The organism is Geodermatophilus sp. SYSU D01176, assembly GCF_054050015.1.
Genome location: NZ_JBJGYN010000044.1, coordinates 1 through 21,060 on the forward strand (window position 1 = coordinate 1; position 21,060 = coordinate 21,060).

The 21,060-nt window shown below is 74.7% G+C and carries 21 protein-coding genes; 4 read left to right on the plus strand and 17 right to left on the minus strand.

All coding sequences use genetic code 11. The annotated features are described in order from the left end of the window. Window positions 1-139 precede the first annotated feature (139 nt). Window positions 140-1,222: a BMP family lipoprotein gene (locus ACI78Z_RS19440; RefSeq protein WP_457038189.1), complete on the minus strand. Its 1,083-nt coding sequence runs from the start codon at window positions 1,220-1,222 to the stop codon at window positions 140-142. Window positions 1,223-1,508: 286 nt separating this feature from the next. On the opposite strand from ACI78Z_RS19440, the gene ACI78Z_RS19445 reads away from it, so the two are divergent. Further along, window positions 1,509-2,825 carry a D-alanyl-D-alanine carboxypeptidase family protein gene (locus ACI78Z_RS19445; RefSeq protein ID WP_457038190.1) on the plus strand — a complete coding sequence of 439 codons (1,317 nt, stop codon included), beginning with the start codon at window positions 1,509-1,511 and terminating at the stop codon, window positions 2,823-2,825. On the opposite strand, the gene ACI78Z_RS19450 is transcribed toward ACI78Z_RS19445, so the two are convergent. The 4 genes from ACI78Z_RS19450 to hisC form a co-directional block, all read right to left on the minus strand. Then, window positions 2,713-3,738 (minus strand): YihY/virulence factor BrkB family protein, encoded by a 1,026-nt coding sequence (locus tag ACI78Z_RS19450; protein ID WP_457038191.1) that lies wholly within the window; start codon window positions 3,736-3,738, stop codon window positions 2,713-2,715. The two genes, ACI78Z_RS19445 and ACI78Z_RS19450, sit on opposite strands and share 113 nt — an antisense overlap. A 182-nt stretch (window positions 3,739-3,920) precedes the next feature. Then, entirely contained in the window at window positions 3,921-4,478 is a 558-nt protein-coding gene (locus ACI78Z_RS19455) for a 2'-5' RNA ligase family protein (protein ID WP_457038192.1), read from the minus strand. Then, window positions 4,475-5,497: a tryptophan--tRNA ligase gene (trpS, locus tag ACI78Z_RS19460; protein WP_457038193.1), complete on the minus strand. Its 1,023-nt coding sequence runs from the start codon at window positions 5,495-5,497 to the stop codon at window positions 4,475-4,477. The genes ACI78Z_RS19455 and trpS overlap by 4 nt, the downstream gene beginning before the upstream one ends. Before the next feature lie 60 nt (window positions 5,498-5,557). Beyond that, window positions 5,558-6,670 (minus strand): histidinol-phosphate transaminase, encoded by a 1,113-nt coding sequence (gene hisC, locus ACI78Z_RS19465; protein WP_457038194.1) that lies wholly within the window; start codon window positions 6,668-6,670, stop codon window positions 5,558-5,560. 69 nt (window positions 6,671-6,739) lie between these two features. On the opposite strand from hisC, the gene galE reads away from it, so the two are divergent. Then, on the plus strand, window positions 6,740-7,696 hold the full coding sequence (gene galE / locus ACI78Z_RS19470; protein WP_457038195.1) for a UDP-glucose 4-epimerase GalE: 957 nt from the start codon (window positions 6,740-6,742) through the stop codon (window positions 7,694-7,696). A gap of 149 nt (window positions 7,697-7,845) precedes the next feature. Here the strand turns inward: galE and ACI78Z_RS19475 are convergent, their stop codons facing one another. Then, window positions 7,846-9,180: a hemolysin family protein gene (locus tag ACI78Z_RS19475; RefSeq protein ID WP_457038196.1), complete on the minus strand. Its 1,335-nt coding sequence runs from the start codon at window positions 9,178-9,180 to the stop codon at window positions 7,846-7,848. Between the two features lie 204 nt (window positions 9,181-9,384). Here ACI78Z_RS19475 and ACI78Z_RS19480 point away from each other — a divergent pair, with 204 nt between their 5' ends. After that, window positions 9,385-10,311: a CAP domain-containing protein gene (locus tag ACI78Z_RS19480; protein WP_457038226.1), complete on the plus strand. Its 927-nt coding sequence runs from the start codon at window positions 9,385-9,387 to the stop codon at window positions 10,309-10,311. Window positions 10,312-10,387: 76 nt separating this feature from the next. Here the strand turns inward: ACI78Z_RS19480 and ACI78Z_RS19485 are convergent, their stop codons facing one another. The 6 genes from ACI78Z_RS19485 to ACI78Z_RS19510 all read right to left on the minus strand — a co-directional run bounded on the left by ACI78Z_RS19485 (window position 10,388) and on the right by ACI78Z_RS19510 (window position 14,932). Further along, on the minus strand, window positions 10,388-10,795 hold the full coding sequence (locus tag ACI78Z_RS19485; RefSeq protein WP_457038197.1) for an endonuclease domain-containing protein: 408 nt from the start codon (window positions 10,793-10,795) through the stop codon (window positions 10,388-10,390). After that, a complete protein-coding gene (locus tag ACI78Z_RS19490; protein WP_457038198.1) occupies window positions 10,792-11,271 on the minus strand; it encodes a hypothetical protein in 480 nt (159 codons plus the stop codon). Before ACI78Z_RS19490 ends, ACI78Z_RS19485 begins: the two co-directional genes overlap by 4 nt. Window positions 11,272-11,501: 230 nt before the next feature. Continuing rightward, entirely contained in the window at window positions 11,502-12,716 is a 1,215-nt protein-coding gene (locus ACI78Z_RS19495; RefSeq protein WP_457038199.1) for an NADP-dependent isocitrate dehydrogenase, read from the minus strand. A 38-nt stretch (window positions 12,717-12,754) separates the two neighbouring features. Next, window positions 12,755-13,708, minus strand: a complete 954-nt coding sequence (gene mdh / locus ACI78Z_RS19500) for a malate dehydrogenase (protein ID WP_457038200.1) — start codon at window positions 13,706-13,708, stop codon at window positions 12,755-12,757. A gap of 55 nt (window positions 13,709-13,763) precedes the next feature. Beyond that, complete coding sequence (locus ACI78Z_RS19505; protein WP_457038201.1) at window positions 13,764-14,063, minus strand: DUF3017 domain-containing protein; 300 nt, start codon at window positions 14,061-14,063, stop codon at window positions 13,764-13,766. Beyond that, window positions 14,063-14,932 (minus strand): bifunctional methylenetetrahydrofolate dehydrogenase/methenyltetrahydrofolate cyclohydrolase, encoded by an 870-nt coding sequence (locus ACI78Z_RS19510; RefSeq protein ID WP_457038202.1) that lies wholly within the window; start codon window positions 14,930-14,932, stop codon window positions 14,063-14,065. Before ACI78Z_RS19510 ends, ACI78Z_RS19505 begins: the two co-directional genes overlap by 1 nt. 98 nt (window positions 14,933-15,030) lie before the next feature. Here ACI78Z_RS19510 and ACI78Z_RS19515 point away from each other — a divergent pair, with 98 nt between their 5' ends. Continuing rightward, window positions 15,031-15,660, plus strand: coding sequence for a hypothetical protein (locus ACI78Z_RS19515; protein WP_457038203.1), 630 nt, complete (start codon window positions 15,031-15,033; stop codon window positions 15,658-15,660). Window positions 15,661-15,737: 77 nt separating this feature from the next. Here the strand turns inward: ACI78Z_RS19515 and ACI78Z_RS19520 are convergent, their stop codons facing one another. From ACI78Z_RS19520 to ACI78Z_RS19540, 5 genes are all read right to left on the minus strand, one after another. Beyond that, window positions 15,738-16,349, minus strand: coding sequence for a pentapeptide repeat-containing protein (locus ACI78Z_RS19520; RefSeq protein WP_457038204.1), 612 nt, complete (start codon window positions 16,347-16,349; stop codon window positions 15,738-15,740). Between the two features lie 20 nt (window positions 16,350-16,369). Further along, on the minus strand, window positions 16,370-17,920 hold the full coding sequence (gene purH / locus ACI78Z_RS19525) for a bifunctional phosphoribosylaminoimidazolecarboxamide formyltransferase/IMP cyclohydrolase (protein ID WP_457038205.1): 1,551 nt from the start codon (window positions 17,918-17,920) through the stop codon (window positions 16,370-16,372). Next, window positions 17,920-18,528, minus strand: a complete 609-nt coding sequence (gene purN / locus ACI78Z_RS19530; RefSeq protein ID WP_457038206.1) for a phosphoribosylglycinamide formyltransferase — start codon at window positions 18,526-18,528, stop codon at window positions 17,920-17,922. The genes purH and purN overlap by 1 nt, the downstream gene beginning before the upstream one ends. Window positions 18,529-18,632: 104 nt before the next feature. Next, window positions 18,633-19,832: a cell division protein PerM gene (locus ACI78Z_RS19535; protein WP_457038207.1), complete on the minus strand. Its 1,200-nt coding sequence runs from the start codon at window positions 19,830-19,832 to the stop codon at window positions 18,633-18,635. Between the two features lie 73 nt (window positions 19,833-19,905). Further along, window positions 19,906-20,895 (minus strand): hypothetical protein, encoded by a 990-nt coding sequence (locus ACI78Z_RS19540; protein WP_457038208.1) that lies wholly within the window; start codon window positions 20,893-20,895, stop codon window positions 19,906-19,908. Between the last annotated feature and the right edge of the window lie 165 nt (window positions 20,896-21,060).

The window sequence follows — 21,060 nt, forward strand, 5'->3', positions numbered from 1 at the left end:
GGGTCAGTTGATTACCCCCCCCCCCCCGCCCCCCCCCCCCCCCCCCCCCCCCCCCCCCCCCCCCCGCCCCCCCGGCCCCCCCCCCCCCCCCCCCCCCGTCGCAGGGTGGATCAGCCGTGCGGGACCACCCGCACGGGTGTCACTCGATCGTCGTCGGGACCGTGATGGTGCCGTCGATGATCTGCTGCGAGTACTGCTGGATGTCGGCCTGGATGTCGTCGATGAAGCCGCCCGACGTGGCCAGGCCGATGCCCTCGGTGGACAGGTCGTTGAGGACGTCGGTCGCGCCCTCGACGTTGCCCTCGGCGTAGTCGTTGATGAACTGCTCCACCGCGTTGTCGACCCGCTTGAGCATCGAGGTCATGATCACGGCCTGCAGCGCGGGGTCGCCCACCGTCAGGTACTGGTCGGAGTCGACGCCGATGGCGCGGTTGCCGGAGGCGGCGGCCGCCTGGAAGACGCCGAGGCCCGAGCCGCCCGCGGCGTGGTAGACGATGTCGGCCCCGGCGTCGTACATGCCCTGCGCCACGATCTGGCCGCGGGCGGGGTCACTGAACCCGGAGAAGTCACCGGCCGGCGAGATGTACTGCCGGTCGACGCGGATCTGCGGGTTGACCGCCTGCGCACCGGCGACGTAACCGGCCTCGAACTTCTCGATCAGCGGGCTCTCGACGCCACCGACGAAGCCGATGTGGGCGCTCTCGCTCTTCAGCGCGGCCGCGACGCCGGCCAGGAAGGACCCCTGCTCCTCGGCGAAGACCAGGCCGGTGACGTTGTCGCCCTTGGCGCCGTCGGCGTTCGAGCCGTCGACCTGGGCGAACGTGGTCTCCGGGAACTGCGGGGCGACCTCGGCGATGACGTCGTCGTACGCGAACCCGACGGCGATGACCGGGTTGAAGCCCTGCTCGGCCAGCTGGGTCAGCAGCTCCGCGCGGTTGGAGGCGTCCTCGTTGGGGCTGACCTCCTGCAGCTCGGCACCGAGGGCGTCGGCGGCGGCCGACGCACCGGCGTAGGCGGAGTCGTTGAACGACTGGTCACCGCGGCCGCCCTCGTCGTAGGCGAGGCCGATCCGGATCTCCTCGGCGGCCGCGCCGCCACCGCCCTCCTCGCCGCCACCGCCGGTGGCGGGCTCGTCGCTGGCACAGGCTGCCAGGGCCATGCTGCCGGCCAGCAGCAGGGCCAGTGCCTGGGCGCTGGCCTTCATCTTCCGCGCTCGGCGCAAGACGGTCTCCTCTCTGGGGGGACCGGTCGCACGGACAGGCGGCCGGTCCCGGTGGGTCGGGGTGCGTGCGGAACTGCCGGCGGACGCCGGTCCCTCCAGCACACGACGACGGCACGCTAACCGCGCCCCGCGGCTGCGCCGAACCCCGAGGGAGAGACCGAAACGGGATCGTTGCCAAGACCGGGACCACGGTGGCCCGCACCACCGTCGGCCCCACCACCGAGGTGCCTTTCGCGCGCGGAAGGCACCTCGGTGGTGGGCGGCGCCGCGGGCTAGCGTGCGCGCCATGCGACGAGCGGCAGCACGGCTGGCCGCCGCGGTGCTGGCCGCGGGTCTGCTGCTCGGCGGTGCGGGCCCGGCGCTGGCCGAGGAGACCCGGCCCACCGCCGACCCCTCCGCGCCCACGCCCACCGCCCCGGTGCCGGGCGGCCCGCCGCAGGGCAGCGGTCCCGGTGGGGTCACGGTGGGCGGCGAGCGGCTGGACACCCGCGGCACCGTCGTCGCCGACAGCGCTCCGCCGCTGCCCCCCGGTGTGGTCGCGCCCGGCTGGCTGGTGGCCGACGCCGGCAGCGGCGCCGTGCTGGCCGCCCGCGATCCGCACGGCCGCTACTACCCGGCGAGCACGCTGAAGACCCTGACCCTGCTGACACTCCTCCCGCTGCTGGACCCGGCGCAGGTCGTCGAGGGCACGGTCGAGGACGAGGCGGTGGAGGGCAGCAAGGTCGGCCTGGTGGCCAGCGGGCGCTACCCGGTCGCCCTGCTGTTCCAGGCGCTGGTGATGCAGTCGGGCAACGACGCGGCCGGCGCCCTGGCCCGCGCGGCCGGTGGCACCGACGTCACCGTGCGGGCCATGAACGAGGTGGCGGCGTCGATCGGTGCCCACGACACCGTCGCGGGGACGCCGTCCGGACTGGACGTGGCCGGCCAGACCTCCTCGCCCTACGACCTCGCGCTGGTCTTCCGCCGGCTGGTCGCGGACCCGGCCACGGTGGCGCTGCTGCGGACGCCGGTCGCGCAGGTGCCCGCGGTCGAGGGCCGCTCCCCCGGCTACCAGATCCAGAACCAGAACCCGCTGGCCGACTCCCCGGGGAACCTGGGCGGCAAGACCGGCTTCACCGACGCCGCCCGGCACACCTACGTCACCGCCGCCGAGCGCGACGGGCGGCGGCTGGTGGTCAGCGTGATGGGCACCGAGAACGTGCCGCTGCGCGCCGCCGACCAGGCCGCCCTGCTGCTGGACTGGGGCTTCGCCGTCCCGGCCGGGACCGCGGGTGTGGGCCGCCTGGTCGACTCCGCCGCCGACGCGCTGCCGCCCCCGACCCCGGCACGCCGCCTGCCGGACCTCGCCGAGCCGCCGCCGGTGCCCGTCCCGGTCGCGGAGGCCGGAGAGCCGGCGCTGCTGCCGGTGGCGCTGGCCGTGACGGCCACCGGCATCGTCGTCGCCACGGTGGTCGGCGTCCGCCGGGCGGTCCGGGTGGTGCCCGCGCCGGTCAGCGGGGAGCCGTCCCGCCGTTCCCCGGCGGGACCGGCGGGGCGATCACCTCGGGCACCACGCGGGCGTCCCCCTGCACCCGGGGCAGGGTCGCCGTCCACGCGGCCGTGAAGAACGCGAACCGGCAGACGAGGTTGATCCAGATGAGGATGCCGACCGCCCCGCCGAACGCCGACGCCGTGACGCTGCCCGAGATGAGCGACAGGTAGAGGCTGCCGATCAGCTTCATCACCTCGAAGCCGGCCGCACCGAACAGCGCGCCGGGCAGCAGCAGGCGCAGCGGGTACGAGGTGGAGGGCACCACCCGGAGCAGCCACAGGAAGACGACGACGTCGGTGACGACGGCCAGCCCCAGGCCCAGCGCCGCGGTGAGCAGGAACAGGCCGGGGGCGTCGTCGAGGCCCAGGGCCTGCAGCGCCCACGACGTCGCCTGGGTGACCCCGCCGGTGAGGCCGAGGCTGAGCAGGCCGGCGAGACCGAAGGCGGCCAGCGCGAGCAGGTCCTGCAGGTTGTCGCGGAGGAACTCGGGGTCGTCGACCCGGCCCTTCCAGATGCGCTCCATGCCCAGGCGCAGCTTGTCCATGGCACGCAGCCCGGCGTAGAGGAAGCCGACCAGGCCGATGACGCCGACGACGCGGGCCGAGCCGACCGCGCCGCGCAGCTCACCGGTGATCTCCGCGCCGGTCGGCCCGGGGAAGCTCTCCCGGATGGTGGCGTAGAGCTCCTGCTGCAGCAGCTGGTTGCCGGCGAGCACCAGCCCGATGACCGAAGCGACCAGCAGCAGCACCGGCACCAGGCCGAGGAAGACGAAGTAGGTGACGCCCGCGGCCATGAGGTCGCCCTGGGTGCGCTGGTAGCGGCCGCCGGCGCGGGCCAGGTGGTCGAACCACGGGAGGCGGCGGCGCAGCCGGGTGACCCGGGCCTGCCAGCGACCGGGGAGCTGGGTGACCCGTGACCAGCGGCCGCCGGGAGGCTGGTCCTCGGCGGGCGCGGGCGCGGACCGCTCGGTCCGGGTGGCACTCACCCGCCCGAGTCTGCGGGCAGACCGCGCCCGGCGCGCCCCGGCCCTGGTGACGGACTGGAACGGCCCCGCTGCAGGGTCCCGTCGCGAGCCTGCGAGCGGCGGGGGGCAGCGGGGTCCTCTCACCGCCGCGAGCCTGCGCGTGGCAGCAGGGGCAAGGGGTCCTCCACGGGAGGACGGGTCCTTCAACCGGTGAGGGGGTACTCGCGGGCGATCACCCAGGCCCCGTCGGGCCCCTGCTCGAACTCGGTGAAGTGCTCGACGCGGAACTCCGCCGAGAGGTCGGACAGGCCGCAGTAGGCCAGGTCCAGCATGTCCCCGGGGACGTCGTGGGCCACGGTCACGTGCGGGTGGTACGGGTAGGACAGCGACCGGGCCAGCGGTCCGCGGCGGACGTCGTTGGCGATCAGCTCGCAGTTGCCGATGCCCCGGGCCACCGCCACGAAGACGACCGCCGAGACCGGTGCGAACGTGCCCGTGCCCGACAGGTGCATGTCGAACGGCGGGTGCGCGCGGGCGACCTCGGCCAGGTGCGCAGTGATCGCCGGCCGGTCGTCCAGCCGCACCTCGGTGGGCGGCAGCAGCGTGACGTGCGGCGGCACGGTGGCGGCCTGTGGGTCGCCGACCTTGGCCCGCCAGTCGACGAACAGCTGCGACCACGGTTCGGGGATGGGGACGACCACCCCCAGGACGGCGGTCTGCGCCACGCTGCGGCTGCGCGGCACGAAGGTGTCGTCGTTCACGCGGGTCTCCCCGACGGTGGCAGGAAGCCGACCTTGTCGTAGACGTCGGCGACCGTGCCGGCGGCGACCTCGCGGGCCCGGGCCGCGCCCTGCGCCAGGGTGCGCTGCAGTTCCGCGGGGTCGTCGAGCAGCTCCTGGGTGCGCCGGCGGACCGGCGTCACGAAGTCGGCGACCACCTCGGCCAGCTCCTTCTTCAGGTCGCCGTAGCCGCGGCCGGCGAAGTGCTCCTCGAGCTCGCCGGTGCTGCGCCCGGACAGCGCGCTGTGGATGGTGAGGAGGTTGGTGACGCCGGGCTTGCCCTCGGGGTCGGCCACCACCTCGCGGCCGGTGTCGGTGACCGCCGAGCGGATCTTCTTCGCCGTCACCTTGGGGTCGTCGAGCAGGAAGACGCAGCCGGCCGGGGGCAGGCTCTTGCTCATCTTCTTCTCCGGCGACTGCAGGTCGAGGACCTTCGCCCCGCCCTCGGGGATCCGGGCGCTGGGGACGGTGAAGGTCTCGCCGAAGCGGCCGTTGAACCGGGTGGCCAGGTCGCGGGTCAGCTCGAGGTGCTGGCGCTGGTCCTCACCCACGGGCACCTCGTCGGCCTGGTAGACGAGGATGTCGGCGGCCTGCAGCACGGGGTAGGTGAACAGCCCGACCGAGGCGCCGGCGGTGCCCTCCCGCTGGCTCTTGTCCTTGAACTGCGTCATCCGGCTGGCCTCGCCGAAGCGGGCCAGGCACTCCAGCACCCAGGACAGCTGCACGTGCTCGGGCACGTGGCTCTGCACGAACAGGGTGCTGCGCTCCGGGTCGACGCCGAGCGCCAGCAGCTGGGCGGCCGCGGTCAGGGTGTTCCGCCGGAGCTCCTCCGGGTCCCAGTCCATCGTGATCGCGTGCTGGTCGACGACGCAGTAGAAGGCCTCGGCCGTCTCCTGCAGCGCGACCCACTGCCGCAGTGCGCCCAGGTAGTTGCCGAGGTGGAAGGAGCCCGCCGTCGGCTGGATGCCGGAGAGCACACGGGGAAGAGGCACGACGGCCATCAAACCAGCCGATCCCGGGCCCCGGGACTGCACGTCCCGAACGTCCTCGTCACCGGCGGGTCAGGCGACCGGCGCGGTCGACCGGACCTGGTCGAGGGCGGCGAGGAAGACGTCGTCCTCCTCGGGCGTCCCGACCGTCACGCGGATCCCCTCCCCGGCGAACGGCCGGGTGATGACCGCGCGGGCCTCCAGCGCGGCCGCCAGCTCGGCGGTGCCCTCCCCCACCGGGAGCCAGACGAAGTTGGCCTGGCTGTCGGACACGTCGAGCCCGCGCTCGCGCAGCGCGGCGGTGAGCCGCTCCCGCTCGGCGGTGACGGCCGCGCACCGGCGCCGCACCTCGTCCTGGCTGGCCAGCGCGGCGACCGCGGCGGCCTGGGCCAGGGTGGAGACGCTGAACGGCACGTGCGTCTTGCGCACCGCCTCGGCCACCGCGGGGTCCTCGGCCACCAGGTAACCGACCCGGAGCCCGGCCAGCCCCCATGCCTTGGAGAAGGTGCGCAGCACCGCCACGTTGGGCCGTCCCCGCACCAGCTCCAGCCCGTCGGGGACGTCGGGGTCGGTGACGAACTCGCGGTAGGCCTCGTCGAGGACGACGAGGGTGTCGGTGGGGACGGCGTCGAGGAAGGTGGTGAGCTCGGCCCGGCGGACCGCCGTCCCGGTGGGGTTGTTCGGGTTGCAGACGAAGACCACGCGCGTGCTGTCGTCGACGGCAGCGGCCAGCGCCTCGAGGTCGTGGGTGTCGGCGGGGCCACCCGGGCGGCCGGGCACCAGCGGCACCTGCACGGCCCGCGCCCCCGCCACCTGGGCCAGCAGCGGGTACATCTCGAAGGACCGCCAGGCGAACGCGATGCTCGTGCCCGGGTCGTTGAACGCCTGCGCCAACTGCTGGCAGAGCATCACCGCGCCGCAGCCGGTCACGACCTGGCCGGGGTCGACGCCGTAGCGCTCCGCGAGAGCGGCGGTGAGGACGACGGCGCCGTTGTCGGGGTACCGGTTGGTCTGCCCCGCCGCGGCCGCCAGGGCCTCGACGACGGCGGGCAGCGGCGGGAACGCCACCTCGTTGCTGGCCAGCTTCACCGCGCGCTCGACGCCGATCTCGCGGGCGAGGTCGGCGGGGTTGCGCCCCGGCCGGTAGGCGGGCAGCTGCTGCACCGCCGGTCGTGCGCTGACCACGTCCGGACCTCCTGACCGCGCCTCCGCGTCGCGCCGATGGGCGACCGCGCGCGGATCTAGGGTGGGCGCATGCGCGTTCTCGTCGCCGGTGGAGCCGGCTACATCGGCAGCGTAGTCACGGCCGCCCTCTTGGAGGGAGGCCACGAGGTGACCGTCCTCGACGACCTCTCCACCGGGCACGCCGACGCCGTCCCCTCGGAGGCCCGGCTGGTCGAGGCGTCGCTGCACGACTCCGCGCCGGTCCTGGCCGAGGTCCGCCCCGAGGCGGTGCTGCACTTCGCGGCCAAGAGCCTGGTCGGCGAGTCCCAGGTCGCCCCGGAGATCTACTGGGACACGAACGTGGCCGGGACGCTCGCGCTGCTGGAGGCCATGCGCGCGGCCGACTGCCGCCGGATCGTCTTCTCCTCCACCGCGGCCACCTACGGCGAGCCCGAGCAGGTGCCGATCCGCGAGGACGCCCCGACCCGGCCCACCAACACCTACGGCGCCACCAAGCTCGCCGTCGACGCGATGCTGACCTCCTACGCGGCCGCCCACGACTTCGCGGCGGTGAGCCTGCGCTACTTCAACGTGGCCGGCGCCGCGTACGGCCTCGGCGAGCGGCACACCACCGAGACCCACCTCATCCCGATCGCGCTGCAGGTGGTCGCCGGCACCCGCGAGCACCTGACCATCTACGGCGAGGACTACCCCACCCCCGACGGCACCTGCATCCGCGACTACATCCACGTCGAGGACCTCAGCGACGCCCACCTGCTCGCGCTGACCGCGCCGGCCCCGGGTGAGCACCGCATCTACAACCTGGGCAACGGCACCGGCTTCTCGGTGCAGCAGGTGATCGACGCCGTCCGCGAGGTCACCGGGCACCCGGTGCCCGTCGAGGTCGGTCAGCGGCGGGCCGGGGACCCCGCGCAGCTGGTCGCCTCCAGCGAGAAGATCCGCGGCGACCTGGGCTGGACGCCGAAGCACACCGACCTGGCCGGCATCGTCCGCGACGCCTGGGAGACCGCCCAGCAGCGGGCCTGACCCCAGCCTCACAGCGGTGTGCTGATGGGTGGACGGTTCGTGCCGACGCAGCGGCGAGATCGGCGGTCTCGCACGGTCACCGGCCTCGAAGCGTGCGAGAGCGCCGATCTCGCCAGTCGACCCACCCGCAACCGACCCGAGAACCGCTGTCAGGGGCCGATCGTCCCGGTCGCCACCTGGGCCGGGTCGACCTCGGGCTGCGGGGCGCGGCTGACCTCGATGCGCGCGATCCGCCGTCCGTCGAGCTCCAGCACGGTCAGCGTCCGCCCCTCCACCTCGACGGCGTCCCCGGCGACCGGCAACCGGCCGAGCTCGGCCAGCACGTAGCCGGCGACGGTCTCGTAGGGGCCCTCGGGCAGCTGCAGGCCGGTGGCCTCGCGGAAGTCGTCGAGGTTGAGCAGCCCGTCGACCTCCTGCGGGCCGTCCGGGCGCTCGTCCCCGCCGCCGGCGACGTCCTCGTCGTACTCGTCGTAGATCTCCCCGATGACCTCCTCGATGAGGTCCTCGAGGGTCACGATCCCGTCGGTGCCGCCGTACTCGTCGACGACGATCGCCAGGTGGTGGTTCTCCCGCCGCATCTCCGACAGGGCGGTGAGGACGCCGGCGGTGCCCGGCAGCCGCTTGACCTCGCGGACCAGGCCGCCGACGGTCGCGGCCCGGCCGGCCGGGTGGTTGGGCAGGAACAGGTCCCGGACGTGCACGAAGCCCAGGACGTCGTCCTCGTCGCGGCCGACGACCGGGTAGCGGGAGTGGCTGGAGTCGGAGACCTGCTTGGCCGCCCGGCTGGCGGTCATCGAGGCGTCGAGGAAGTCGACCTCCGTGCGCGGTGTCATGACCTCGCGGACCTCGCGGTCGCCGGCCCGGAAGACCTCGCCGATGAGCCGGCGCTCGTCGGAGCTCAGCGACTCGTGTGCCGTGACCAGGTCGCGCAGCTCCTCCTGGCTGATGGACTCACCACTGGCCTTCGGGTCCCCGCCCAGCAGCCGGACCAGCACGTTCGTCGACTTCGACAGCAGCCAGATGACCGGGCGGGACAGCGTGGCGATCGCGTTGAGCGGCGCGGCGACCAGCAGCGAGAAGCCCTCCGCCCGCTGCAGCGCCAGTCGCTTGGGGGTCAGCTCGCCGACGACCAGGGACAGGTAGCTGATCCCGATGGTGACCAGCACGAAGGCCAGCGTGCCGGCGAGGCCCTCGCGCATGCCGAGGTCGACCAGCCAGTCGGCGAACGGCTGGGAGAGCGTGCTGGCACCGAAGGCGGCGGAGAAGAAGCCGGCCAGCGTGACCCCGACCTGGACGGCGGCGAGGAAGCGGTTGGGGTCGCTGAGCAGGCGCTGCACGGCCTTGCCGCGCCGTCCCCCGTTCTCGGCCATCGCCCGCACCTGCGACTCGCGCAGGGACACGAGGGCGATCTCCGCCCCCGAGAAGGCGCCGCCGATCAGGACGAAGACGACGACCATCACGATGTTGAGCCAGACGTCGCTCACCGGCGGCGTGCTCCTGTCGAACGGGGCTGGAGGACGACGTCCATGCTGCCCGCTCGCCCAGGCCGGAGCACCATCCGGACGACGTCGGGCTGCGCACAGTGACCTCGGCCACAACCCACTGCCGATCACGCTGCGCATACGGCTACTCTTGCCAGAGTAACGATTCGTGATCTAGCACCTGGTGAGGACGGCCTCGTGCACCACATGCCGGCGGGTCCGCCGCTCTCTTCCCGCATCGCCGACGCGCTCGCCCGGTGGGGTCGCCACCTGCGGCTCCCGCGCCTGGTGCCCCTGCTGCTCGTGGTCGGCGCCGTCGCCGTCGTGACGGTCGGGGCGCCGATGGTGTCCGGCGCCGTCCAGAGCTTCACCGACCCGGTGTCGCTCGAGTCGGCCACGACCTCGGCCGGTCGGGCGACCGGCTCCGGCGGCTCGTGGTCCTCCGGCGGGTGGGCGAACTCCGGGGGCTCGTGGTCCTCGGACGGGTCGTCGTCCTCCGGCGGGTCGGCGGCCCCGGCTGCGCCGACCGACGTCGACGGCGACCCGGCAGCGCAGGCCCCCGGGCAGGCGCCGACCGCGTCGTCCGACAACCCCGGCGCCCCGGTCAGCCCGTCCGTCCCCGCGACCGGGACGGCCCCGCAGTCGTCGGCCGCCGCCCCGGACGTCGAGGAGCCCCGCCGCGAGGCCGGGGGGCCCGCCGCCGAGGTCGAGGCAGCGCCGACGCCGGCGCCCGCGGCCCAGGCCGCCGCACCGGCCGACCCCTCCGCGGAGGCCGCGGTGCTGGCCCTGGTGAACGAGGCCCGTGCCGCCGCCGGCTGCGGTGCCCTGACCGCCGACCCGGCTCTCGCCGCTGTGGCACGGGCGCACAGCGCGGACATGCGCGACCGCGACTACTTCTCGCACACCAGCCCGGAGGGCCTCTCCCCCTTCGACCGGGCGGAGCAGGCCGGCATCGGCTACTCGCGGGCGGAGAACATCGCCTACGGCCAGGCCGACGCCGCCGCGGTGATGGAGGCCTGGCTGGAGAGCCCCGGCCACCGGGCGAACATCCTCGACTGCGACCTGACGAAGCTCGGCGTGGGCGTGGCCGAGGGCCCCGGCGGCCCCTGGTGGACCCAGCTCTTCGGCGCCTGACCGATGCACGCCGCCCGGCCCACATCCGCTCCGTCGGGGTCTCAGGGTCGCGGAGGCCCCGGTGGAGAGGTGGTGGTCACCGCGCGAGGGCTGCCGCGACGCGCTGTACCAGTTCCTCCGGCCGGCGCAGGTCCTCGGCGGTCACGAAGACGACCCGCCAGCCGGCGGCCGTGAGCCGGTTGAGGCGCCGCCGGTCGCGGGCCAGCTCGCCAGGGGCACCGTGCCAGGCACCGTCGTACTCGACGGCCAGCCGCAGGTCCGGATAGGCGAGATCCACACGGGCGACGAACCCCTCCGCGTCGAAGACCCGGTACTGCGCCTCGGGTGCCGGCAGGCCGCCGCGACGCAGGAGGAGCCGCAACCGCGTCTCCTGCGGGGATTCGGCCAGCCCGTCGGCCAGGTCGACGACCTCCCGGGCCAGCTTGCTGCCGCGGCACGGGGGCAGGGCGACGACGGCGTCCCGGACGCCGTCGAGGCGGGTCACTCCGGCGTGTACGAGGCGGTCGAGGAGCACGACGGCGTCGTCCACCGAACCCCGGCGGATGAGGTGTCCACGGCGGTGCGCACGCGGCTCGTGCGCGGCAGATCCCGGCGCTCGTGGACCACGTCGCCGTCCAGGGACGCAGTCCGCACGAGCACCCCGGGAGCCGGCCGCGATCGCAGCCCCGGAGGCACGACCACCTCGACCGGCTCCACGGGACCGGCGCAGGCCTCACCACCCCAGTTCGCCGCCGCCGTGCGCCCACCGAACGCCGCCCCGGGTGGAGCGACCGCCCAGACGCCCAGGGGGGCGAGCCGGTGGCTGTCCGCGAGGGCGGCGTCGGCGTACACGTCGCGGCGCAGACGCCGCCAGGCCGAGCTGCGGAGCTGGTCCTCCGTGAGCAGGCCGTGGCGGACGGCCCAGGTGCCGCGGAAGACGCGACCGCGCAGGGTCTCGGGGCGATGTGGCGGTACGGGCACCGGGCAGGGTGCCGGTTCCTGGGCCACTCCGCGGGCGCCGTCCACAGGCCGCGATCACCACCGCGCCACCGGGCCCTCCGCGCGCGCGAGACCCCGGTGCAGCGGCTCCCGTCGCCCGACCCCCTCCCAACACGCGGCGGCCCCCCACCGTGAGGTGGGGGGCCGCCGTCGAGGCCCCCTGCAGGGCCCCGCCGCGAGCCTGCGAGCGGTGGGGGGCAGGGGGTCCTTTCTCAGGCCATGGCCTTCTGCAGGTTGCTGTCGATGGCCGCCAGGAAGTCCTGGGTGTTCAGCCACGGCTGGTCCTTGGAGACCAGCAGCGCGAGGTCCTTGGTCATCTGGCCGCTCTCGACGGTCTCGATGCAGACCCGCTCGAGGGTCTCGGCGAACCGGGTCACCTCGGGGGTGCCGTCCAGCTTGCCGCGGTGGGCCAGGCCCCGGGTCCAGGCGAAGATCGACGCGATCGGGTTCGTCGAGGTCTCCTTGCCCTGCTGGTGCTGGCGGAAGTGCCGGGTGACGGTGCCGTGCGCGGCCTCGGCCTCGACGGTGCGGCCGTCGGGGCTCATCAGCACCGAGGTCATCAGGCCCAGCGAGCCGAAGCCCTGCGCCACGGTGTCGGACTGCACGTCCCCGTCGTAGTTCTTGCAGGCCCAGACGTAGCCGCCCTCCCACTTCAGGGACGCGGCGACCATGTCGTCGATCAGCCGGTGCTCGTAGGTGATGCCGGCCTGGTCGAACTGGTCCTTGAACTCGGCCTCGAAGACCTCGGCGAACAGGTCCTTGAACCGGCCGTCGTAGGCCTTGAGGATCGTGTTCTTGGTCGACAGGTAGACCGGGTAGCCGCGCTGCAGGCCGTAGTTCATCGAGGCCCGGGCGAAGTCGCGGATCGACTCGTCGAGGTTGTACATCGCCAGCGCGACACCGGCGCCCGGCGACTGGAACACCTCGTGCTGGATCGGCTCGCCGCCGTCCTTCGGCTGGAACGTGATCGTCAGCGTGCCCTCGCCGGGGAAGCGGAAGTCGGTGGCGCGGTACTGGTCCCCGAACGCGTGACGGCCGACGACGATCGGCTTGGTCCAGCCCGGCACCAGCCGCGGCACGTTGGACATGATGATCGGCTCGCGGAAGATGACGCCGCCGAGGATGTTGCGGATCGTCCCGTTCGGGGACCGCCACATCCTCTTGAGGCCGAACTCCTCGACGCGCGCCTCGTCCGGCGTGATCGTCGCGCACTTGACGCCGACGCCGTGGCGCTTGATGGCCTCGGCCGCGTCGATCGTGATCTGGTCGTCGGTCTGGTCGCGCTTCTCGATGCCCAGGTCGTAGTACTCGAGGTTGACGTCGAGGTACGGGAGGATCAGCTGGTCCTTGATGAACTGCCAGATGATCCGGGTCATCTCGTCACCGTCGAGCTCGACGACGGTGCCCTCGACCTTGATCTTCGCCACGTGCGGGTCCCTCTCTACATGCTCCGAGCCGGTCCGGCTCAGAGGTCGGCTACGTCGGCCTGCTTGGCGCGCACGGCCTCGGCCGCCTCGCGCAGTCCGGCCAGTTCGCTCTCGGTCAGGTCGCCCTCGACCACCCGGCGCACGCCATCGCGCCCGATCTCGGCCTCGACCCCGAGGTAGACCCCGGAGATGCCGTACTCGCCGTCCACCCAGGCGCACACCGGCATGACCGCACCCGAGTCCTCCATGACCGCGCGCGCCATGCGGGCGGCGGCCGCGGACGGCGCGTAGTAGGCCGAACCGGTCTTGAGCAGCGCCACGACCTCGGCCCCGCCGTTGCGCGTCCGGTCCACCAGGTGCTCGATCCGGTCGGCGGGCAGGACCTCGGCCAGCGGCTTGCCGTCGACCGTGCAGCGCGAGGGCACCGGCACCATCGTGTCGCCGTGCGAGCCGAGGGTCAGGGTGCGCACCGAGGCGACCGGCACGCCGAGCTCCTCGGCGACGTTGTTGGAGAACCGGGCGGTGTCGAGCATGCCGGCCTGCCCCATCACCCGGTTCTTCGGGAACTGGGTGGCCAGCTGGGCCAGCGCGGTCATCTCGTCCAGCGGGTTGGAGACCACGATGACCACCGCGTCCGGCGAGGTCTGCGCGACGTTCTCGGCGACCGACCGGACGATCTTCGCGTTGGTCTCGATCAGGTCCATCCGGCTCATGCCGGGCTTGCGGGGCAGGCCCGCGGTGATGACGACGACGTCCGACCCCTCGGTGCCCTCGTACGAGCCGCCGCCGACGCCGACGACCTTCGTCTCGAAGCCCTCGATCGGCCGGGACTGGTTCATGTCGAGGGCCAGGCCCTCGGGCTTGCCCTCGACGATGTCGGTGAGCACGACGGTCTCGAAGATGTCGTACTCCGCGAGTCGGAGGGCGGTGGTCGAGCCGTAGAACCCGGCACCGACGACGGTCACCTTGCCGTTCCTGGGCTGCTCTGCCATGGCGGCCAACCTATCGTTGAGGACGCCGGACCGCCCGATCAGGTGATCTGCCACCTCACTCCCCAGGGATGGCCAGCGCGAAGACGGTCAGGGTCACCCCGACGCCGGCCAGCAGGACGACGTCCACCGGCCGGCTACGGACGGCGAGGAAGCCCACCCGGCGCAGCGGCAGGAGCAGCCGCAGCAGCCCGCCGCCGACCAGGGCGAGCCCGACGACGACCAGTCCGCGCCGCCAGTGCTCGAACGTCACCATGAGCAGGCCGGTGCCCACCGCGAGCAGCACCACCAGGAGCGGCAGCTGCCGCAGCAGGCCGGCCAGGAAGGGCCGGCGGGTGTAGAGCGGCGGGCGCGACATCAGGCGGAGAGGACGTCCGCGGCGGCGGCCTGCTCGGCGGCCAGGACGACGTTCTGCAGCAGCATCGCCCGGGTCATCGGCCCCACCCCGCCCGGGTTCGGGGCGACGAAGCCGGCGACGTCCACCACGTCGAGCGCGACGTCGCCGGCGATCTTCCCGTCGACCCGGCTGACGCCGACGTCGAGGACCGCGGCGCCGGGCTTGACGACGTCCTTCGTGACCAGGCCGGGGACGCCGGCGGCGGCGACCACGATGTCCGCGCCGCGCAGGTGCGCGGCGAGGTCGCGGGTGCCGGTGTGGCAGAGGGTCACCGTGGCGTTCTCGCTGCGGCGGGTGAGCAGCAGCCCCAGCGGCCGGCCGACTGTGATGCCCCGGCCGACGACGACGACCTCCGCGCCCGCGATGGGGACGTCGTACCGGCGCAGCAGCTCGACGATGCCGACCGGTGTGCACGGCAGCGGGCCGGGGACGTTGAGGACCAGCCGGCCCAGGTTGACCGGGTGCAGGCCGTCGGCGTCCTTGGCCGGGTCCATCGCCTCGAGGACGGCGCTCTCCTCGATGCCCTTCGGCAGCGGCAGCTGGACGATGTAGCCGGTGCAGGCCGGGTCGGCGTTGAGCTCCTCGACGACCTCGAGGACGTCGGCCTGCGTCGCCGTCGCCGGCAGCTCCCGCTGGATGCTCGCGATGCCGACCTGCGCGCAGTCGGAGTGCTTGGCGTTGACGTACCAGCGGCTGCCCGGGTCGTCGCCGACCAGCAGCGTGCCCAGGCCCGGGCGGTGGTCGGCGGCGGTCAGGGCGGCCACCCGCTCGGTCAGCTCCACCCGGATGGCTGCTGCGGTGGCCTTGCCGTCGAGCGTCGTCGCCTGCACGGCCGACAGTCTGCCGGAGAGGGCTCCGGGAGCCGCCACCCCGTCCTACTCTCGCTGGTGCGGGCGCCTCCCCGCCCGCGAGTGCGCGAGGAGTGCAGATGAGCGAGCGCGAGAAGACGCCGGCCGCCGGAGCGCGGGGCACCGACGACTGGCGCGAACAGACCATCCCGGGCATCCAGCCGGTGCGCACCGACGGCGGGCCCGGCTACGCCACCACTCCGCCCCCGCCGCCGGTCGGGTACGCGCCGCGCACCGTCCCGGGGTACTCGACCGAGCCGGTGCGCGTGCGGCGCCCGGACAGCCTGGCGAGCTTGCTGCTGCTCCTGGCCGGCATGTCGGCCGGTGTGAGCCTGCTGCTGCGGTGGCTGCCCGGCAGCGACCTCACCGGCTGGGACCTGGTCCGCAGCGGGTTCGACGATCTCGCCGAGGGCGGCACTGCCGAGCTGGTGGGCAACGGGTTCTGGCAGCCGATGGCCGTCGTCCTGGGCGGCGCCGCGCTGTTCCTGCTGGGCCTGCTCGTCGTCCTGCCCGCCCGGTCGCACCGCTTCCTCGGTGTGCTGGCGCTGCTGGTGAGCCTGGTGGCCGGGGCGGGGGTGCTCGTGCCGCTGGCCGACGTCGGCTGGGACCCCGACACCATCGACACGGGGTTCTGGTTCGCCGTCGCCGTCCCGGTGCTGGGCCTGCTCGGCGCCCTCAAGGCCCTCTTCACCAGCCCCCGCTGGAGGTAGCAGGAACGGGTCAGGGCAACGGTGTGCGCCGCGGCGCGGTCCCACCGCGGCGCACACCGTTCGGCCGGGGCGTCCGGTCAGTCCCCCACGAGGGCGCCGTGGGCGCGGGCGACCTGGACGGCCTGCACCAGGTCGAGCCGGACGCCGGTCAGCTCGAACGCCCGCCAGTCGATCGCGTCGGTCGAGGCGCCGCGCAGGTCGGCCCCGCGCAGCTTCGCCCCCTGCAGCCGTGCTCGGTCGAGGTCGGTGCCGGTGAGGTCGCTGTCGCGCAGGTCGGCGTCGGTGAGGTCGGCCTCCCGGAACCGCTGACCGGCCAGCACGAGCCCGGAGAGGTCGGCGCCGCGCAGCGACGTCCAGCTCCAGTCGCTGTCGGTCGTGGTCATGGGCCGCAGCTGCGCGCCGGGGAACTGCGAGCCGGTCAGCTTGCAGCCGTCCCAGGTGACGTCGAACAGCCGCGCACGGTCGAGGCGGCAGGAGAGGAACGCCGTCCCCCTGTGCCTGGCCCCGCCCATCCGCACGCCGGTGAGCACGCACGAGTCGAAGACGCACCGCCGGGTGACCAGCTCCTCCAGCCCGGCGTCCTCGAACCGGCAGCGGCTGAAGGTGACGCCGTCGAGCTCGGCGCCCCACCAGTCCACGCGCGCGAAGTCCGCACCCTCGACGACGGCGCCGGCCTCGGGCGGGCCCACGTGCGGCCGCGGCGAGGGCCTCAATGGGCGAAGTGCCGGGTGCCGGTGAGGTAGAGCGGGATGCCCGCGGCGCCCGCGGCCGCGACGACCTCCTCGTCGCGCACCGACCCGCCGGGCTGCACGACCGCCCGCACCCCGGCGTCGAGCAGCACCTGCAGGCCGTCGGCGAAGGGGAAGAACGCGTCGGAGGCGGCGACCGAGCCGGCGGCCCGCTCCCCCGCCCGGGCGACGGCCAGCCGCGCGGAGTCGACCCGGTTCACCTGGCCCATGCCGACGCCGACGGTGGCCTTGTCGTGGGCCAGCAGGATGGCGTTGCTCTTCACCGCGCGGACCGAGCGCCAGGCGAACACCAGGTCGTCGAGGCCGGCGGCGTCCAGCGGCTCCCCGGTGGCCAGCGTCCAGGTGGTGGGGTCGTCGCCGGGTGCGTCGATGCGGTCGGCGCTCTGCACCAGCAGCCCGCCGCCGACCGGGCGCAGCTCGGTGGCCGGGCGGTCGGCCGCGGCCAGCCGCAGCAGCCGGATGTTCTTCTTCGCGGTGAGCACCTGCAAGCCGTCCTCGGTGAACGACGGCGCGACGACGACCTCGGTGAACACCTCGGCGACCTGCTCGGCCATGGTGAGGTCCACCTCGCGGTTCGCCGCGATCACCCCGCCGAAGGCCGACACCGGGTCGCAGGCGTGGGCCTTGCGGTGCGCGGCGGCGATGTCGGTGCCGACCGCGATGCCGCACGGGTTGGCGTGCTTGATGATCGCCACGCAGGGGTCGGCGTGGTCGTGGGCGGCCCGCCAGGCGGCGTCGGTGTCGACGTAGTTGTTGTAGGACATCTGCTTGCCGTGCAGCTGCTCGGCCTGCGCCAGGCCGGGCCGGCCGCTGCGGTAGAGCGCGGCCTGCTGGTGCGGGTTCTCGCCGTAGCGCAGCACGTCGGCGCGGTCCCAGCTGGCGCCGACCCAGGCTGGGAAGCCCGAGTCGTCGTCCGGGGCGACCACGTTGCCCAGCCACGAGGCGACGGCGATGTCGTACGTGGCGGTGTGCCGGAACGCGGCGACGGCGAGCCGCTGCCGCTCGGCGAGGGTGAAGCCCCCGGCGGCAACCGCGGCCAGCACGTCGCCGTAGCGGGCCGGGTCGACGACGACGGCGACCGACGGGTGGTTCTTCGCCGACGCGCGCACCATGGCCGGGCCGCCGATGTCGATCTGCTCCACGCACTCGTCCGGGGCGGCGCCCGAGGCCACCGTCTCGGTGAACGGGTAGAGGTTGACCACGACGAGGTCGAACGGCGCGATGCCGAGGTCCTCGAGCTGCGCGACGTGCTCGGGCTTGCGCCGGTCGGCGAGGATGCCGGCGTGCACCGCGGGGTGCAGCGTCTTCACCCGCCCGTCGAGGCACTCGGGGAAGCCGGTGACCTCCTCGACCGGGGTGACCGGCACCCCGGCGTCCGCGATGCGGCGCGCGGTCGCGCCGGTGCTCACCAGCTCGACGCCGGCGTCGGCCAGTCCGCGGGCCAACTCCTCCACGCCGGTCTTGTCGTAGACGCCGAGCAGGGCGCGGCGGATCGGGGTGCGGTCGCTCATCAGGGGCTCTTCCTCGTCGTGCCGGAGGTGACGAGCTCCGCCACCGTCTCCACCAGGAGCTCGCGCTCCACGTCCTTGATCCGTTCGTGCAGGCGCGCCTCGTCGTCCCCCGGGAGGACCGGCACCGCCCGCTGGGCGATCACCGGGCCGGTGTCGACGCCGGCGTCCACCCAGTGCACCGTGCTGCCGGTGACCTCGGCCCCTGCGGCCAGCGCGTCGCGGACGGCGTGCGCGCCGGGGAAGGCCGGCAGCAGCGCGGGGTGGGTGTTGAGCAGCCGGCCGCCGAAGGCGTCGAGCACGGCGGGGCCGACGAGCTTCATGAACCCGGCCGAGACCACCAGGTCGGGCCGGTGGGTGCCGATCGCGACGGCCAGCGCGCGGTCCCACGCGGCGCGGTCGGGGTGGTCGTGCAGCGCGCAGGTGAAGGTGGGGATGCCGCGGCGCCGGGCGTGCTCGAGCCCAGGGGCGGCGCGGTCGCTGCCGACGGCGACCACGGTGGCGGGGTAGGCCGGGTCCTCGGCGGCGCGCAGCAGCGCCTCGCACAGCGACCCCGTCCCCGACAGCAGGACGACGACCCGCGCCCGCGGGGACTGCTCGGGGGCGGGCACGGCAGCGACCCTATAAGGACCCCGTCCTCCCCACCCCTCGCAGGCTCGGGGCGGGCCCCGGGACGGAGCCGGCGGCGGGGCCCTGCACGGGGCCGGGGACTCCCTCAGCCCAGGGAACGCCAGCGGCTGACCGCGCCTGCGACCGCCGCGGCCACCCCCGCCTGCAGCGCGACCGCCAGGCCGGTCGCCACCGGTGGCGCCCCGACGTCGGCCAGCACGCCGTCGCCGAGCGAGCCGCCGGCCGCCCAGGCGAGCAGGCCGCAGGCGACGCCGAGCAGCGCCCCGGCCAGCACCCCCCACAGCGCGGCCACGACCGAGCCGCCGTCGGCGTCGCCCAGCCGGCGGCCGAGCGTCGTGCCGGTGACCAGGCCGGCGAGGGCGGGCACGACCTGCGAGGCGAAGGCCAGCAGCGGCACGGCCTGGGTGTCGGGCAGCGCGGCCAGCAGCGGCAGCGCCGGGACCCCGCCGAGCGTCACGCCGTGCACGGAGACGAGGGTGTCGGTGCCGACGGCGAAGCCCGGCCCCGCGGCCACACCGATCGCGGCGACCGCGGCGTTGGGCAGCAGCAGGACACCCAGCGCGAGCAGCCCGACCGCCCCCGCGGCGGACCCGCCGAGGGAACCGGCCAGCGCCGCGTAGCCGGCGGTGTCGGCGGCCAGGGCCACGGCCACGACCAGCAGGCCGAGGGCCCCCGAGGTCAGCAGCCCGGCGGCGACCGCGCGCAGCAGCGGCCGCACGGGCCCGGGGAGGTGGTCGTCGAGCAGGTCGTCGAGCAGGCCGGAGTCGCGCGCCGCTCCCCAGCCGACGGCCAGGACGGCGAGGACGGCGCTGCCGACCACCGACCGCAGCAGGTCGACCTCCGCACCGGGGGCGTCGACGAGCAGCCCGACCAGCAACGAGAACAGCGTGTGCGTGGCGACCGCGGCGGCCAGGACGGCGGCGAGCGGCCGCCCGCCGGAGAGGTCGCAGGCGCGGACGACGCCACGGCCGGCGTTGGACAGGCCCCAGGCGACGACGCCGGTGAGCAGCAGCGGCGCCAGCACCAGCGGACCGGACGCCAGCGTCAGGCCACCGCCCTGCGCGAGCAGCCAGAGCTGCCCGGCGAGGCGGGCCGAGTCGGCCACGGGCAGGCCGCCGGCCGGGTCGAGCGTCTGCACCACGACCGACGCGAGGCCCACGCCGAGCAGCCCCAGCAGGGTGACGGCGGCGGTCGCCACGGCGGCGAGGACGGGGGCGTGCCGCGACGGGCGGGCGCCCGGGTCCCGCTGCCCGGGCAGGTTCAGTCGGGCGAGCAGGGAGACCACGTCCCCACTGTCCCAAGGCCGGGCCGGGATCGCCGGACCCCGCGCCCGGCGATCCGGGACGAAGTGAGGAGCGCTACGCGGTCGGGTCGGTCCCGGCGCCGGAAGCGGTGGAACCGCCGGGCCGGCGGGTGTCGCGGTCGCCCTCGGACGGCGGCGGAGCGAACTGCTCCGAGGCCGGCGGCTGGTGCTGCCCGTACGCGGGGGGCTGCCACGGCTGGGCGGACTGCGGAGGGGACGGCCAGGGGGTGCCGCCGGCGGACGCAGCCGGCTGGGTGCGCAGCTGACGCAGCAGCGTGAGGACGGCGACGGTGAGGGCCGCGGCCGCGGCGAGGACGGTCAGCAGCGCGAAGACGCTGAAGCCGCCCTCGAAGGTGGTCAGCCACTCGACGAGGGTCAGCAGGCACGCCAGACCGGTCAGGCCCACGGTGACGAAGCCGCGCGGGAACGGCGGGTCCAGTTCCACGACGGCGGGCAGCAGCGCCCACGCCGCGGCGACGACCAGGAGCACGGCGGCGGTCGTGACCAGCCCGAAGTCGAAGCCGTTGATCGACTCGGCGAAGCCGAACCCGAAGTCGAAGCTGAACCACGGGAGGGCGGCGAACAGCAGGAACGCCGCGGCGCAGACGGCGACCAGGAGGTCGCCGCGGTCCGGCCGCCTGCGATCGGTGCCGACCTGCGGGCCGCGACCGACCGGCTGGTGGCCGTACTGCGGCTGCCCGTGGCCCGGCGGGGCCCACGGCTGCTGTCCGTACGCCGGCTGCCCGTGGTACTGCGGGTACGGCGGGCCGTAGCCGGGCTGGCCGTAGCCCGGCTGACCGTACGGCGACGGCTGACCGTACGGGGCCGCTCCGGAGGGCTGCCCGTACTGCGGGTAGCCGTACTGCGGGTAGCCGTACTGCGGGTAGCCGTAGGGCGGCTGCGGGTACTGCGCCCCGTGGGACGGCTGACCGGAGCCCGGCCGGGGCTGCCCCGCCGGCTGACCGCCGTCCGGACGACGCCCGTCCCCGCCCTCGCCCGGCGGCTCCGCGTACCCGCCCGGCGGCTGCGGCGGCTGACTGGTCATCGCGGGGCGCTCCTCGGTCGTGACGGGGGACTGCGCGGATCGTGGACACCGCCCGCAGGGCGTGCCACCGCGGCGTGCCCATCATCCTCCGTGCGGACGCCGGCCCGCGCCGCACACGCTGCTGCCCGGCGGCCCCGTGCGGGGCCACCGGGCAGCGGGTGACGT

Bases quoted from the DNA above. Each gene is read 5' to 3' on its own strand.
- ACI78Z_RS19445 (WP_457038190.1), top strand. From the start codon at position 1,509: ATGCGACGAGCGGCAGCACGGCTGGCCGCCGCGGTGCTGGCCGCGGGT.
- trpS (WP_457038193.1), bottom strand. From the start codon at position 5,497: ATGGCCGTCGTGCCTCTTCCCCGTGTGCTCTCCGGCATCCAGCCGACG.
- galE (WP_457038195.1), top strand. From the start codon at position 6,740: ATGCGCGTTCTCGTCGCCGGTGGAGCCGGCTACATCGGCAGCGTAGTC.
- ACI78Z_RS19480 (WP_457038226.1), top strand. From the start codon at position 9,385: ATGCCGGCGGGTCCGCCGCTCTCTTCCCGCATCGCCGACGCGCTCGCC.
- mdh (WP_457038200.1), bottom strand. From the start codon at position 13,708: ATGGCAGAGCAGCCCAGGAACGGCAAGGTGACCGTCGTCGGTGCCGGG.
- ACI78Z_RS19505 (WP_457038201.1), bottom strand. From the start codon at position 14,063: ATGTCGCGCCCGCCGCTCTACACCCGCCGGCCCTTCCTGGCCGGCCTG.
- ACI78Z_RS19515 (WP_457038203.1), top strand. From the start codon at position 15,031: ATGAGCGAGCGCGAGAAGACGCCGGCCGCCGGAGCGCGGGGCACCGAC.
- purH (WP_457038205.1), bottom strand. From the start codon at position 17,920: ATGAGCGACCGCACCCCGATCCGCCGCGCCCTGCTCGGCGTCTACGAC.
- ACI78Z_RS19540 (WP_457038208.1), bottom strand. From the start codon at position 20,895: ATGACCAGTCAGCCGCCGCAGCCGCCGGGCGGGTACGCGGAGCCGCCG.